The organism is Kribbella sp. NPDC003505, assembly GCF_040610875.1.
Classification (GTDB): domain Bacteria; phylum Actinomycetota; class Actinomycetes; order Propionibacteriales; family Kribbellaceae; genus Kribbella.
Genome location: NZ_JBEXNA010000003.1, coordinates 733,904 through 749,271, shown reverse-complemented (window position 1 = coordinate 749,271; position 15,368 = coordinate 733,904). Strand labels below are relative to the sequence as shown.

10 protein-coding genes are annotated in these 15,368 nt (G+C 69.1%); 4 read left to right on the top strand and 6 right to left on the bottom strand.

The features are described from left to right. Positions 1-242: 242 nt before the first annotated feature. Entirely contained in the window at positions 243-3,506 is a 3,264-nt protein-coding gene (locus tag ABZX12_RS12550) for an NACHT domain-containing protein (protein ID WP_355692517.1), read from the top strand. Positions 3,507-3,582: 76 nt separating this feature from the next. On the opposite strand, the gene yvcK is transcribed toward ABZX12_RS12550, so the two are convergent. The 3 genes from yvcK to uvrC are packed head-to-tail and all read right to left on the bottom strand — an operon-like array spanning position 3,583 to position 7,417. Beyond that, a complete protein-coding gene (gene yvcK, locus ABZX12_RS12545) occupies positions 3,583-4,524 on the bottom strand; it encodes a uridine diphosphate-N-acetylglucosamine-binding protein YvcK (protein WP_355692515.1) in 942 nt (313 codons plus the stop codon). Next, the gene (gene rapZ / locus ABZX12_RS12540; RefSeq protein WP_355692513.1) at positions 4,521-5,387 is read right to left on the bottom strand and encodes an RNase adapter RapZ; all 867 of its coding nucleotides are present in this window, start codon (positions 5,385-5,387) and stop codon (positions 4,521-4,523) included. The genes yvcK and rapZ overlap by 4 nt, the downstream gene beginning before the upstream one ends. Next, positions 5,387-7,417: an excinuclease ABC subunit UvrC gene (gene uvrC, locus ABZX12_RS12535; RefSeq protein WP_355692511.1), complete on the bottom strand. Its 2,031-nt coding sequence runs from the start codon at positions 7,415-7,417 to the stop codon at positions 5,387-5,389. Before uvrC ends, rapZ begins: the two co-directional genes overlap by 1 nt. Positions 7,418-7,499: 82 nt before the next feature. Here uvrC and ABZX12_RS12530 point away from each other — a divergent pair, with 82 nt between their 5' ends. Beyond that, positions 7,500-7,955, top strand: a complete 456-nt coding sequence (locus tag ABZX12_RS12530) for a DUF6194 family protein (RefSeq protein WP_355692509.1) — start codon at positions 7,500-7,502, stop codon at positions 7,953-7,955. 149 nt (positions 7,956-8,104) lie between these two features. After that, positions 8,105-9,331: a S8 family peptidase gene (locus tag ABZX12_RS12525; protein ID WP_355692507.1), complete on the top strand. Its 1,227-nt coding sequence runs from the start codon at positions 8,105-8,107 to the stop codon at positions 9,329-9,331. Positions 9,332-9,397: 66 nt separating this feature from the next. Here the strand turns inward: ABZX12_RS12525 and ABZX12_RS12520 are convergent, their stop codons facing one another. Together ABZX12_RS12520 and ABZX12_RS12515 are read right to left on the bottom strand one after the other, a co-directional pair. Beyond that, positions 9,398-9,931, bottom strand: a complete 534-nt coding sequence (locus tag ABZX12_RS12520; RefSeq protein WP_355692505.1) for a Rieske (2Fe-2S) protein — start codon at positions 9,929-9,931, stop codon at positions 9,398-9,400. Between the two features lie 127 nt (positions 9,932-10,058). Beyond that, positions 10,059-10,778: a hypothetical protein gene (locus ABZX12_RS12515; protein WP_355692503.1), complete on the bottom strand. Its 720-nt coding sequence runs from the start codon at positions 10,776-10,778 to the stop codon at positions 10,059-10,061. A gap of 502 nt (positions 10,779-11,280) precedes the next feature. Between ABZX12_RS12515 and ABZX12_RS12510 the strand changes: the two genes are divergently transcribed. Further along, positions 11,281-12,177, top strand: a complete 897-nt coding sequence (locus ABZX12_RS12510) for a hypothetical protein (protein ID WP_355692501.1) — start codon at positions 11,281-11,283, stop codon at positions 12,175-12,177. Here ABZX12_RS12510 and uvrA read toward each other — a convergent pair whose 3' ends face one another. Beyond that, positions 12,178-15,186, bottom strand: a complete 3,009-nt coding sequence (gene uvrA / locus ABZX12_RS12505) for an excinuclease ABC subunit UvrA (RefSeq protein WP_355692499.1) — start codon at positions 15,184-15,186, stop codon at positions 12,178-12,180. Positions 15,187-15,368 lie beyond the last annotated feature (182 nt).

Here is a 15,368-nt window from a genome sequence, read left to right as displayed (position 1 = left end):
TCTCGGGGCGAATTCTCTGAAAGAGGTCGTCGGCCGGCATTCGCTGGTGCTCGCAGAAGGCGACCGGGCGCGCTGCTCGGAACCAGCAAAACCTGGCGATGCGCAGTGTTCTGCCAATATCGAGTCTCTGGTGTTCAGTAATGGCTGGGAAGTTTCCTCAGAGGCAAAAGGTGTCACTTAAGCGGTTTTATGCAGTACCGTCTGCAATTGCAAGGGTGGGGAGTTGGTGTTGGGGGCGCCGAATGGTGAACAATGCCGAGCGGCCGGGGGACTTCGCGGACGCCGGGATCGTGGCGAGGATCGTTCCGATCCTGGTCGCTTTCGGGCCGCCGGTGGCTGTCAGCGGCTGGTTGTGGTCGAAGGTTCAGCAGAATCCGGTGGTCAGCGTCGTCGTTCTGCTGGGCTATTGGTTCCTGGTCGCGGTCGTACGATTCGTCTTCCGGGTGAGCAGTGAGGTCGGGGATTTGTGGATTCCCCGGACCGCCGCGGCCGTCGACCGGAGGGTGAGTGCGTTCCTGAAGAGTTACCGCGCACGCTATCTGAACCAGCTGCTCGCGAGCGTGCGTGATGTCGAATTGCTCGGCATGGCCACCCAGGGAGAGTTCTCGCTCCAACTCCGGCATGTTTATGTCGACGTCAGCCTCGCGCCGTCGCCGTTGCAGACGACGACGCACGCGCCGTTCGTCGGAGCCGAAACGCCGGCCGGTGAGCGCCGGTCGCTGGACTCGTTCCTGGACAGCCGTGAGCCGCGGGTCTTCGCGGTGATCGGTGGCCCGGGTTCGGGTAAGACGACCCTCCTGCGCCGGACGGCGATCACACTGGGAGAGCGACGCGGGCACAAACGCGGGCTGCCGGTGATCCTTTTCCTGCGCGACCATGTCCAGCAGATCATCCGCGATCCCGGGGTGTCGATTCCCGAACTGATCGCGAGCGTTACCTGGTTGAAAGGTACGGTCACGGCGGACTGGTTCGAGCGCGGCCTGACGAAAGGCCGCTGTGTCGTCATGCTGGACGGTTTGGACGAGGTCGCGGTCGAGGCACAGCGGCAATTGACATCCACGTGGGTGCAGGACCAGGTGGCGCGCTATCCGGCGAACCATTTCATCCTGACGTCGCGGCCGCACGGCTATCAATCGAATCCGGTCCGGGGCGCCGACGTACTGCAGGTTCGGCGGTTCACCAGCGACCAGATCGTCAGGTTCGTGCACAGGTGGTACTACGCCATCGAGTGCCGCAGCACCGGCGAGACCGGCGAGCGAACCCGGGCGATCGCGAAGGATCATGCCGCCGATCTCCTCCGCCGGATGCGCCTGCAGCCGGCTCTGTACGACCTGGCGGCCAACCCGATGCTGCTGACGATGATCGCCAATGTCCACAAGTATCGCGGCGCACTGCCCGGCAGCCGGTCGGCGTTGTACGGAGAGATGTGCGATCTGCTGCTGCACCGGCGGCAGGAGGCCAAGCACCTGTCCGCGGGATCAGGTCTGAAGGCCGAACAGCGGGCCAAGGTGGTGCGCGAGTTGGCGCTGGCGATGATGACCCGCGAGGTTCGTGACGTGACGCGGGAGTCCGCGAGTGACATCGTGGGGCCGACGCTGGCGAGGATCCCGCGGGCCGCGACGGCCGATGTGTTTCTGGCCGAGCTCACCACGAGTGGTCTGTTCGTCGAGCGCGAGGTCGGTATGTACGCGTTCGCGCATCAGACCCTGCAGGAGTACCTCGGGGCCGCGGAGATCCGTGATCATCCCGAGGTGAACGCTCTGGCGACGAAGGTCGACAACGCCTGGTGGCGCGAGACGATCCTCCTGTGGGCGGCGAACGCGGACGCGTCGCCCGTCATCGAGGCGTGCCTGACGTCAGGCACGGTCGGCGCACTGGCGCTGGCCTTCGACTGTGCCGACGAAGCCCGCGAGGTCGACGTGGATCTCGTCGAACGCCTGGACGCGATGCTGTACTCGGATCCGCCGGCAACCGACATCCTGGCACGCGACGCGCATCGCCGGCTGATGGCCGCGGTTCGCGCGTCGCGAAGCCTTCGCCACACCGTGACCCTCGGCAATGGCGCCGTGGCGTGCGCTCAGCCTTTCCCCCGGTCGCTGTATCGCCTGTACGTCGACATGGCGAGCGATCCGGGCGGTTCGATTCGCGAGCCCGCGAAGGACGACACTGCGGAGGCGGTCGGGGTCTCGGCCGCCGAGGTCGAGAAGGTCGTCATGTGGGTCAACGGTCTGTTCGACGACGGCACCGCCTACCGGCTACCGGTACGCCGCGAGCTCGCCGATCCGATCACCGGCGTCATCGTCGACCTGACCCGCCGGACCGTGTGGTACGCCGAAGACCCGCTCGCGGTTACCCCGGCAGGAGCGGATCCGCTGCCCGCGGTGCGCGCCCGGAAGCGATACGCCGGGCCACGACTGTTCGTGCCACCAGGGGTCTCGCATCCGTACGTCGCGAGCGCCGGCCTGCTCGCGGAGACCATCCGGCGCGATCTGCGCTCCGTCGTCGGTGCGCTTCCTTATGTACTGAGCCTCGCTCTCGAGCGGGATCTGGAGCGGGCACGGACCCGAGATTTCACGGCGACACTCGACCGGCTCGATCTGTTGAACCACAGCATGACGCCGGCGCTGGTCAAGGACGCGATCCACGTGGATCGGGCGCTGGCGCGCAGTCGCGGCGGAGACTTGTCGCAGGATCGCGACCTGCACCGGCGGGTCGAGCGCCTCCGGGATCTGGCGGGTGGTTTGGCGGCGGTCACGGACTTCCCCGTCCCGCCCGTGCTGGTGCGCGACTTCCGGCGTACCCTCCGTCGGGGGCGCGCCGTCGACGAAGCGATCAGTCAGGCGCTCGACATCATCTTGACGCACTCGTTGATCTCCGACGACGTGTCGATGCTTGTCCAGGAGCTGCAGGACCCGGCGACGCTGCCCGCCACCGCGCCGGCGGGGCGAACCGTGGTGCAATGGGCCCCTGCGCGCATTCGTCGCGACCAGTTCGAGCTCACGGTGGTGGCGCTCAGCGTGCTGCTGTCGCTCTGGGAGCCGCACAAGACGAAATACCGCCACAGCCAGGGGTGGGTGCAGTTCGAGCGGTTCCTTGTCGACCTGGTCGCGGCGTCGAGCGACGTGCCGCCGGCCATTCCCGATGAGGTCGAAGGTGTCCTGCGCCGGCTCGAGCCGTTGTTGCTCAAGGCAACCTGGAGCAGCGGGTCGACTTTCGCGGGAGCCGACACGGGCCGCGACGAGCGATGCTGGCGGATCCTGGCCCGGCGGATCGTGGTCGTGTCCGCGCCCATGATCGCGACGACGGTCCACCACCCCGAGGCGCCGTACACCAGCAGCCCGGCGATTCGGCTCGGCTTGCTCGCCGCGGCCTGCGTCGCGGACAGATTCACCGACGCCGCCATCGCACAAAGCCTTCGCGGACTGCACAGCAGCCTCACCTGCCTCGACGCCCGTCTCGACGATCCCAGCCTGCCCTCAGAGGTCCTCCTCCTCATGCGCGCGTAGACGTCGCGCTTGGCGATGCGGTCGCCGTACTTCGCGGCGAGCTCCGTCCGCGAGGAGCAGCTCCCGACGGTCCGGCCTAGCCGAAGATCTCCCGGTACACCTTCGCGAGTTTGTCCGGCGCGTGGTGCAGGTCGCGGTCCTCGTCGGCGATGTCCGCGATCACCAGCTCGGCCCCGAGGGACTCCGCCGTACGGCGCAGCGACTCGGGATCGGGCACGTGACCGGTGTCGGCAAGCACGACGTCGATCCGCAGATCCGGCGCGTGCCCGGCCAGCACCTCGAGATGCGTCTCCGGCGAGAACCCGTCCGTCTCCCCCTTCTGCTCCCCCAGGTTCAGCGTCAGGAGCCGGCGGGCGCTGGTCTGCTCGAGACCCCGGCACAGCTCGGGGACCAGCAGGTTCGGGATGACGGAGGTGAACCACGACCCCGGCCCGACCACGACCCAGTCCGCTTCCGCGACCGCGACCAGGGCCTCCGGGCACGCCGGCGGATCGGCCGGGTCGAGGGCGACATCGACCACGTGTCCCTCGGTCGAGGCCACCTCGGCCTGACCGCGGATCTCCGTGATCCCCTCCGGGTGCGCCGGGTCCAGCCCGAGCACGCGGGCCGTGATGTCCAGCGGTACGGCGGACATCGGCAGCACCCGGCCCTGCGCACCGAGCAGCCGGGCGACCCAGTCGAGTCCGTCGACCGCTTCGCCGAGCAGCTCCCACAGCGCGACGATCAGCAGGTTGCCGACCGCGTGGTCGTGCAGCTCACCGTTGCTGCGGAAGCGATGCTGCAGCACGTCGGCCCAGGTGCGGCCCCACTCGTCGTCGCGGCACAGCGCGGCCAGGGCCATCCGCAGGTCACCCGGCGGCAGCACCCCCAGCTCCTGGCGCAACCGGCCCGACGACCCGCCGTTGTCCGCGACGGTGACGACCGCCGTCAGCTGGTCGGTGACATGTCGCAGCGCGGACAGGGAGGCGGCCAAGCCATGTCCCCCGCCGAGCGCGACAACCTTAGGAGCTCGCGTCACTCACGCCCCAGATCCCGGTGCACGACCAACGTCGGTGACCCTCTCTCGCGCAGCCTTCGGGCGATCTCCTCGGCCATCGCGACGCTGCGGTGCTTACCCCCGGTGCAGCCGATCGCGACGGTGACGAAGCGCTTGCCCTCGTTCAGGTAGCCGGTCCGCAGGGTGTCCAGCACGTCCACATAGTTCTGCAGGAACTGCTGGGCCAGCGGATGGCCGAGCACGAAGTCTGACACAGGCTGGTCCTGCCCGGTCATCGGGCGCAGGTCGGGCTGCCAGTACGGGTTCGGGATGAAGCGCATGTCGGCGACCACGTCGGCGTCCACCGGGATGCCGTACTTGAACCCGAACGACACCACGGTCGCCCGGAGCTCGGCGTTCTCCTCGTCGCCGAACGCGTTCACGATCTTCGCGGCGAGCTGGTGGATGTTCAGGCTCGAGGTGTCGATCACCAGGTCGGCGCCGGCCCGGATGTCGCCGAGCAGTTCCCGCTCGCGCTGGATGCCGTCCAGCAGCCGGCCCTCGCCCTGCAGCGGGTGCGGCCGGCGGACGCTCTCCTGCCGGCGCACGATCACGTCGTCGGACGCCTCCAGGAACAGCGTCAGCGGCCGGTACCCCTTGAGCCGCAGGTCGTGGATCGCCGAACTCAGCTCCTCGAAGAACAGGCCGGTCCGGACGTCGACGACGACCGCGAGCCGCGGTGCCGCGCCGGTCCCGACGACCTGCTCGACGATGGTGGTCAGGAACATCGGCGGCAGGTTGTCCACCACGAACCAGCCGAGGTCCTCCAGTACGTCGGCGACCGAACTCCGTCCCGCGCCCGACATCCCGGACACGATGATCAGGTTGCCGCCCGTGTCGTCCATCAGTTCTCAGTTCTCCCTGGATCCCCGTCGGGCGCCCCGGCCGGCGCCGGGACGTCGTCGCCCAGTATCTCGCCTGTCGCGGTGTTGACCGACGGGGCCCGGCCGGTTTCCGCCTTCGTTGCAGCAGCGTTAACCGCCAGTACGACGGACTCGGCCAGCCGCGGCCCGAAACCGGGCAGGTCGGCGACCTCGTCGACGGTGGCGGCGCGCAGCTTCTTGAGCGACCCGAAGTGCCGCAGCAGCGTCTTCCGTCGCACCTCGCCCAGTCCCGGGACCTCGTCGAGGGTGCTCTCGACCATCGACTTCGACCGCCGGTTGCGGTGGTGCGTGATCGCGAACCGGTGCGCCTCGTCGCGGAGGCGTTGCAGCAGGTACAGGCCCTCCGACGTCCGGGAGAAGATGACCGGGTCCTCCTCGTCGGGCACCCACACCTCCTCCAGGCGCTTGGCCAGGCCGACGACCGGGATGTCGCCGACGCCGATCTCGTCCATCGCCTGCCGGGCCGCCGCCACCTGCGGCGGACCGCCGTCGACGACCACCAGGCCCGGTGCGTAGGCGAACTTCTTGGCCCGCCCGGTCTCCGGGTCGATGAGCGCCGCGTTCGGGTCCTCGTCCTCGGTCATGGTCGCGCGCTCGTCCAGGAGGCGCTTGAAGCGACGGGTCAGGACCTCGGCGATCGAGGCCACGTCGTTCTGCCCCTCGACGCCCTTGATCACGAACCGCCGGTACTCGCTCTTGCGCGGCAGGCCGTCCTCGAACACCACCATCGAGGCGACCACCTCGGTGCCCTGCAGGTTCGAGACGTCGTAGCACTCCAGCCGCAGCGGCGCCTCGGGCAGGTCGAGCGCGGCCTGGATCTCCTCCAGCGCCTGGTTGCGCGTGGTCAGGTCGCTGGCGCGCTTGGTCTTGTGCATCGTCAGCGTCTGCAGCGCGTTGCGCTCGACGGTCTCCATCAGCGCCTTCTTGTCGCCGCGCTGCGGGACCCGGATCGACACCCGCGCGCCGCGCAGCTCCTCCAGCCAGGCGGTCAGCGCGTCCGCGTCGTCGGGCATCGTCGGGACCAGGATCTCCCGCGGGATCGTGTCGCCCGAGTCACCGGCGTACGTCTGCTGGATGAACTGCGAGACCAGGTCGGCGGTGGTCGCCGTACCGTCCGCCTTGTCGGCGATCCAGCCGCGCTCACCGCGGATCCGCCCGCCGCGGACGTAGAAGATCTGCACCGCGACCTCGAGCGGGTCCTCGCTCAGCGCGATCACGTCGGTGTCGGTGCCGTCGCCGAGGACCACCGCGTTCTTCGCCAGGGCCTTCTCCAGCGCGGCCAGGTCGTCGCGGATCTTCGCGGCCCGCTCGTACTCCAGCTCGGCGGCCGCGGCCTGCATCTCCTTCTGCAGCCGGCGCACGTACGTCGCGGTCTGGCCGGACAGGAACGCGGCGAAGTCGTCGACGATCTGCCGGTGCTCCTCCTGGGTCACCTGACCGGTGCAGGGGGCGGCGCACTTGCCGATGTACCCGAGCAGGCAGGGCCGGCCGATCTGGCGGTGCCGGTTGAACACACCCTTGCTGCACGAGCGCATCGGGAACACCCGGAGCAGCAGGTCGACGGTCTCCCGGATCGCCCACGCGTGACTGTACGGACCGAAGTACCGCACGCCCTTCTTCTTCTGGCCGCGGCCGACCATCACCCGCGGATACTCCTCGTTGAGGGTGATCGCAAGCCACGGGTACGACTTGTCGTCGCGGTACTTCACGTTGAAGCGCGGGTCGTACTCCTTGATCCACGAGTACTCCAGCTGCAGCGACTCGACCTCGCTGGCGACCACCGTCCACTCGACCTTCGAGGCCGTCGTCACCATCGCCTGGGTGCGCGGATGCAGGTTCACCAGATCCTGGAAGTACGACGACAACCGGGCCCGCAGGTTCTTCGCCTTGCCGACGTAGATCACCCGCCCGGCGGAGTCGCTGAAGCGGTAGACGCCGGGCGAGTCGGGGATCGATCCCGGAGCGGGACGGTAGGAGGACGGATCAGCCACCCAACCACCCTAGTTCGCCCGCCCGACAAATCCGGAATCCGCGCAAAGTTTCTAATGCAGGTTCAATGACAGACTTGAAGGCATGATGCTCGACGAACTCGATCGGACGATTCGCGCGTACGATGGCGTCCGGGTGCTCGAGGCCCAGGACGACCTGTTCTACCTCTACGATCCCGCCGGCGACCTGCCCCCGGAGCGGCAGCAGCCGTTCGCCACCGTGGTGACGGGCGACCACTACGAGACGGTGTCCCAGCTCGACCGGCCGGGATCGTGGCGACTCAACCTCGGCCTCACGAAGACGACGTACACCGCACTGTTCGGCCCCGTCCCGACCGAGCGCGACGCGGACTGGGTGCTCGACTCCGGCCACGACTACGCCGCCCGCGACGTCCTGATGCCGCATCCGTTCTATGCCGGTCAGCACTGGGTCGCGATCGTCGACCCGACCGGTCTGGACCAGCTGCTCGGGTTGATCGACGAGGCGTACCGGTTCGCGGCCCGCAAGTATTCCAACCACCAGGCCCGGCAAACCGGCTGAAGATTGCGGTCGTATTGCGGGTTGGCTCATAAGCCTGAGTTGACCCCCGGCTGGGATGGGCGCGCTCCCTACCCTGTGAACCAGGGTAGATGCGCAGGTCCTTTGCGTGAGGCAACAAGGCCTTGCGCTGACTCGAGGGAGTACCGCCCATGTCCCCCAAGAATGGACACCGTCTTCGGAGGCCGCGCGCCCTACTCGGTGCCGTCGCCGCATCCGCGCTCGCCGTCACCGGGATCGCCGCCACAGCAGCCGGTAGTGACGCGTCGCAAACCACTCCGGTGAGCATCCGCGGCGCCGGCAGCGCGAACGCCATCCCCGGTAGCTACATCGTCGTCCTGGCCGGCCAGAATTCACGCGCCCAGACCCGGGCCGCGACGCAGAGCCTCGCCGCGAGTTACGACGTCAAGGTGCACAAGCAATTCGACTCGTCGCTCAAGGGCTTCTCCGCCGGCATGACCGAGGAGCAGGCGAAGAAGCTCGCCGGCGACCAGCGCGTCGCGTTCGTCCAGCAGAACCAGAAGATCACCGTCAGCCAGGACGACCCGCCGTGGGGCCTGGACCGCGCCGACCAGCGTGACCTGCCGCTGGACAAGAAGTACGAGGCGTCCACCACCGCCGACAACGTGAACGTCTACGTGATCGACACCGGCATCTACGCCGCCCACAAGGACTTCGGCGACCGTGCCTCGGTCGGCACCGACACCGTCGGCGACGGCCAGAACGGCGTCGACTGCATGGGCCACGGCAGCCATGTGGCCGGCACCATCGCGGGGACGACGTACGGCCTGGCCAAGGGCGCGAAGGTGGTCGGCGTCCGGGTGCTCGACTGCCAGGGCTCCGGCTCGACCGAGTCCGTGGTGGCCGGGATCGACTGGGTGACCAAGAACGCCAAGAAGCCGGCGGTCGCGAACATGAGCCTCGGCGGCGGCACCGACGACGCGCTCGACGCAGCGGTCAAGGCCTCGGTTGACTCCGGCGTCACCTACGCCGTTGCTGCCGGCAACGAGAGCGCGGACGCCTGCCAGGGCTCGCCGGCCCGCGAGCCTTCGGCGATCACCGTCGGCGCCACCGACGACCAGGACAAGCGCGCGGAGTTCTCGAACTTCGGCACGTGCGTCGACCTGTTCGCGCCGGGTGTCGACATCACCTCGGTCGGCATCACCGACCCGGACTCGACCGCGAAGATGAGCGGTACGTCGATGGCCACGCCGCACGTCGCGGGCGGGGTCGCGCTCTACCTGGCCGACCACCCGGACGCCACGCCGGCCGACGTCGCCAAGGCGCTCGTCGACGGCTCGACGGCCGACAAGGTCGGCGACCCGGGCGAGGGCTCGCCGAACAAGCTGCTGTACGTCGGGGCTGCTGACCAGTCCTGATCACCTGACCGAAGGCCCGGCCACCGGATTCCTCACCACGGTGGCCGGGCCTTCGCACGTCGTCGATCAGGCCTGGACGATGTTGCTGCCTTCGACCTTCACGTTCACGGCCGGGAGCGCCGTCTGGGCCGGGCCGCTGACCGGGCTGCCGTCGGTGATGCTGAAGTGGCTGTTGTGGAACGGGCAGACGATCTGGCCGTTCTCCACCGAGCCGATCGGGTTGCCCTGGTGCGTGCACACCGCGGAGAACCCCTTGTACTGCCCCGCGGTCGGCTGCGTCACCACGACCTTGGCGTCCTTGAACACCGCGCCGCCGCCGACCGGTACGTCGGACGCCGGGCCGAGCACCGCACCGCCACTGGCCGGCGCGCTGGAGGACGCGCTGCCGCTCGGCGAGGCACTGGTGTTCGGCGCGGAGCCCGAGCCGCTCGTGGACGGCGTCGTACCGCCGCCGGAGGCGTCGTCGCTGCCACCGCAGGCCGCGAGGATCGGCGCACCGGCACCCACCAACGCGGCCATCGCCGCGCACCGCAGCACCGTCCTGCGGTCACGCAGTTCGCCGTCCGCGGATGTCGCCGGTGCCATCGTGTCGTCGCTCATAGATCTGGACCTCCAGGAGCCTGCTGGTCGAAGTGGTTGAACGCTATATACCGACTCAAACGACCGGATCACCCGATCGGTTCAATCCGGTGCGGGCTTGAACCGCAGTTTGAGGGTTTCCTGTGACTCAGCCGGCAGCTGCGGTCGCGGTGCCGACGACACGGGCCGCGAGGTCCAGGACGGCGCGGCGGGTGTCGGCGTCCAGCTCGCTCGAGTGCAGCGGCCAGGCGCCGGCGATGTGCGCGTCGTACGGCAGAATCACCGGGTCCAACCCGCGTTCACGGAACGCGTCCCGGAGCCGGCTGGACGTGTCCTCGTCCCCGACCTGCGTGATCACGACGACGCCGCGGCTGAGCAGCAGCTCCTGTCCGGCCGGGGGCAGCTGGTCGAGCTGTTGCAGGCAGTAGCTCGCGACCTGCTCGATGGCCGGTACGACGAGCACCGTGCAGTGTCCGGTGTTCGCCACCTCGGTCGCGATCTCGTCGAACATGCTGCCCGGGCAGTCCACGACCGTGAGCCCGACGTCGCGCGCACCCTGGCTCTGCACCGCGGCGAGCGTCGACCGGAGCGCTTCGACTGTCGGGTCGCTGCGGACCAGGCTGACCCCCTCGATCGCTCCCGCGCCGATCGCCAGCTCAAGCCGCCGCGACAACTCGGCGCCGCTCGGGTCGACGTCCACCGCGACCACCCGGTCGGCCCGCAGGCTCGCGAGCATCGTCGACAGCAGCGCGGCGACGGTCGACGTACCGCCGTTCGTCACCGGACTGGTCACCCCGACCCACCGCGTGATCGCAATCGGCCGGCGAGCCGCCGCAATCAACTCCACCTCCTCCTGCAGCCGCCCCACCCCACCCACCACAGAAGCCGCCCGCCGAAACCGCTCAAACACCCCCTCCCCCACCCGCCGGTACGCCGAACCTGGTCCAGCCGACCGCTCATGCGGCGGGAGCTGCCGCCTATACGCCGAACCTGCCCCAGCCGGGCGCTCGTACGCCGAACCTGCCCCAGGCTGCCGCTCGTACCCCGAGGCCTGCTGCGCAGGCTGCGGCTGATACTGACCGCCCGGCGACTGCTGCCCAGTCGGCTGCACCTGGCTCTGACCAGCTGGCGGCTCCTGCCCGGGCGGCTTCGGCTCGGCCCGGGTGGGAGTGGGGTCGGGGTTGCGTGGGGAGTGGTGGGGCTGCTGAGGTTCCTCGGGTGAGTTCTCGTCCGGCGCCATCCGGCGCAGCAGGTTCGCCTGCCAGTCAGATTCGGTCACTCGGGTCACTCCGGCCTACGCGGAACGCGGGGGCGCTTGGCGCGCGCTCGATTGCTGCCCGGCACACTTTAGTGGTGGGAGAGGCCTGGAGATGACTGGGACGACGAACGACTCGACGGTGCTGAAGGCGATCGCGGACCTCGCGCCGCTGTGGCTGCCGGGGTGTGTCGTCGACACCGCGGACCGGACCGTCGAGGTCGGGTGGGGACGCGGCGCGCTGCAGATGTCGGCGGTCGTCGGGCTCGGCGAGATCATCGACCGGTGCCGTCAGCTGCCGCAGCAGCTCTGGGCGGAGCAGATCGAGGCGTGGCTGCGGGCGGTCGTCGCGGAGGGCGAACTGGCCACCGAGGAACACCGCTTCGGCGACGTCGCGGTACGGCAGCGCGCGATGCTGCTGCAGCGCGGCTGGTCCGCGCGGACGTCCGGTCCGGTGGCGGACGCGCTGATCCCGTTCGGTGACCACTTCGAGGTCGTGGTGTTCATCGGCACCGGCGCGGATTACCGGAGGTTGACCGTCGTCCGGCGGTCGATGCTCGGCCTCGGCGCCCCGGACGTCCCGTCGCCGGTGCAGCTGACGCTCGAACACATCGCGGATCTGCGGCCGGTCGAGCACGACGGCTTCTCGGTGCTCACCCGCGACGACGACCCGCTGGTGTCGATGGCGATCGTCGACCGTGAGAACCTGCTGCCCGCGGCCGCGATCGGGCTCGGCGTGCTCGTCGGCGTACCGCGGTTGAGCACCGTCGCGTTCTGCGCCGCCGACGCCGGGCAGGAGGCCGCCGACCGGCTGGCGCAGTACGTCGCCGACACCTACCGCGACGCAGCGGATCAGTGCAGTCCCGACGTGTACTGGCTCCAGGGCGACCGCATGGTCCAGGTCCCGGTGACCCTGGCAACACCGCCGACAGTCATGCTGCCGGCGGCATTACTCCCGTCCCCACGGCGCACCTGGCTCCGACACCTCTGGCAGCAGCTCTTCCGCCGCTGATCAGCCGGCCACGCGCTTCCGGGTCGTCGCGGTCTTCTTCGCCGGGGCCTTCTTGGCTGCCGTCTTCTTGGCAGCCGCCTTCTTCGCCGGGGCGGCCTTCTTCGCGACCGCCTTCTTCGCCGGCACCGACTTCGCCGCGGCCTTCTTGGCGCTCGGCTTGGCCGCCCGGCCTTCGAGGATCTCGGCGAGGAACTGCCCGGTGTACGACGCCGGGTTGGCCGCGACCTGCTCCGGTGTGCCCTCCGCGACCAGCGTGCCGCCGCGGCGGCCGCCGTCGGGGCCGAGGTCGATGAGCCAGTCGGCGGTCTTGATGACATCGAGGTTGTGCTCGATGACCAGCACCGAGTTGCCCTTGTCGACCAGGCCGCTGAGGACGCCGAGCAGCTTGCGGATGTCCTCGAAGTGCAGACCCGTGGTCGGCTCGTCGAGCACATACACCGTCCGGCCCGTCGACCGCCGCTGCAGCTCGGAGGCCAGCTTGACCCGCTGCGCCTCACCGCCGGACAGCGTCGGCGCCGGCTGACCGAGTCGCACATACCCCAGGCCGACCTCGACGAGCGTCTTCAGGTGCCGTGAGATCGCCGGGATCGCCGCGAAGAACTCCGATGCCTCCTCGATCGGCATGTCCAGCACGTCGGCGACCGTCTTGCCCTTGTAGTGCACCTCGAGGGTCTCGCGGTTGTACCGCGCGCCGTGGCACACCTCGCACGGGACATACACGTCCGGCAGGAAGTTCATCTCGATCTTCAGGGTGCCGTCACCCGAGCATGCCTCGCAGCGACCGCCCTTGACGTTGAACGAGAACCGGCCCTGCTGGTACCCGCGGACCTTCGCCTCCGGCGTCTCCGCGAACAGCTTGCGGACGTGGTCCCAGACCCCGGTGTACGTCGCCGGGTTGGACCGCGGCGTCCGGCCGATCGGCGACTGGTCGACGTGGATCACCTTGTCGACCAGCTCCATCCCGGAGATCTTCGTGTGCCGGCCCGGCACCGCGCGGGCGCCGTAGATCTGCCGGGCGAGCGACGTGTAGAGAATGTCGTTGACCAGCGTCGACTTGCCCGAGCCGGACACGCCGGTGACCGCGACGAACACCCCGAGCGGGATGGTCACGTCGAGGTCCTTCAGGTTGTTCTGCCGGGCGCCGTAGACGGTCAGCTCGCGGCCCTCGGTCAGCGGCCGCCGGACCTCCGGGACCGGGATCTCCCGACGCCCGGAGACATACGCACCGGTGATCGAGTCCGGGTGGTTGCGCAGGTCCTCGACCGTGCCGGACACGACCACCTGTCCGCCGTGCTCGCCGGCGCCCGGCCCGATGTCGACGACCCAGTCCGCATGGTCGATGGTGTCCTCGTCGTGCTCGACGACGATCAGCGTGTTGCCGAGCTCCTTGAGCCGGACCAGCGTGTCGATCAGCCGCCGGTTGTCCCGCTGGTGCAGGCCGATCGACGGCTCGTCCAGCACATACAGCACGCCGACCAGGCCGGAGCCGATCTGGGTCGCCAGCCGGATCCGCTGCGCCTCACCGCCGGACAGCGAACCCGCCGGCCGGCTCAGCGCGAGGTAGTCCAGGCCGACGTCGAGCAGGAACCGCAGCCGCTCGCCGATCTCCTTGACCACCCGCTCGGCGATCTGCTTCTCCCGCGGCGACAACTCCATCTGCGACAGGAAGCCGTGCACCTCGTCGATCGACATCGCGCTGATCTCGGCGATGTTCTTCCCGCCGAGCGTGACCGCGAGCGAGATCGGCTTCAGCCGCGCGCCGTTGCAGGCCAGGCACGGCACCTCGCGCATGTACTCCTCGAAGCGCTCCCGCCCGGTGTCGCTGGACGCCTCCGCGTGCCGGCGCTCGACGTACGGGATCACGCCCTCGAAGCTCGTGTAGTACGACCGCTCGCGGCCGTAGCGGTTCTGGTACGAGACGTGGACCTGCTTGTCGTGGCCGGTGAGCAGCGCCTTCTTGGCCTTCGCCGGCAGCTCGCCGAACGGCGTGCTGGTCTTGAACTTCAGATCCTTCGCCAGCGCGTCCAGCAGCCGCTCGAAGTACTGCGAGACGTTCTGCCCTGCCCACGGCTGGATCGCGCCCTCGTCGAGCGACTTGGACGGATCCGGCACCAGCAGCTCCGGGTCGACCTCCATCCGGGTCCCCAGACCGGTGCAGACCGGGCACGCGCCGTACGGCGAGTTGAACGAGAACGAGCGCGGCTCGAGCTCGTCGATCGCGAGCGGATGATCGTTCGGGCAGGCGAGCTTCTCGGAGAACCGGCGCTCGCGGTGCGGGTCGTCGTCCGGGAGGTCGACGAAGTCGAGCACCACCAGGCCGCTGGCCAGGCCGAGCGCGGTCTCGACCGAGTCGGTCAGCCGCTGCTTGGCCGACTCCTTGACCGCGAGCCGGTCGACGACCACGTCGATGCTGTGCTTCTTCTGCTTCTCCAGCTTCGGCGGGTCGGTGAGCTGGATGGTCTCGCCGTCGACCCGGGCCCGCGAGAACCCCTGACCGGTCAGCTGCCGGAAGAGGTCGACATACTCCCCCTTGCGGCTGCGGACGACCGGCGCGAGCACCTGGAACCGAGTGCCCTCCTCCAGCTCGAGCACCCGGTCGACGATCTGCTGCGGCGTCTGCCGCGCGATCGGCTCGCCGCACTCCGGACAGTGCGGCCGCCCGGCGCGCGCGAACAGCAGCCGGAGGTAGTCATACACCTCGGTGATCGTGCCGACCGTGGAGCGCGGGTTCCGCGACGTGGACTTCTGGTCGATCGAGACGGCCGGCGACAGCCCCTCGATGAAGTCGACGTCCGGCTTGTCCATCTGGCCGAGGAACTGCCGGGCATACGCCGAGAGGGACTCGACGTAGCGCCGCTGACCCTCGGCGAAGATCGTGTCGAAGGCCAGGCTGGACTTCCCGGACCCGGACAGGCCGGTGAAGACGATCATGGCGTCCCGCGGCAGGTCGACCGAGACGTCCTTCAGGTTGTGCTCACGCGCTCCGCGCACGATCAGACGGTCAGACACAAGCTCACTCTCAGCCGTTCTCGAGGGGTTCCAGGTGGTTCTCCGACTTGCCCGGTCATGCTAACGAGGCCCACCGACAAAAACTTCCGCCGCCGGATCAGGCGACCGTTTCGAAAGTATATTCGATCGCGGACCGTGCTCGATCCAACCGGGCCGGAGGTGCAAGGATCGGCGGTGACATC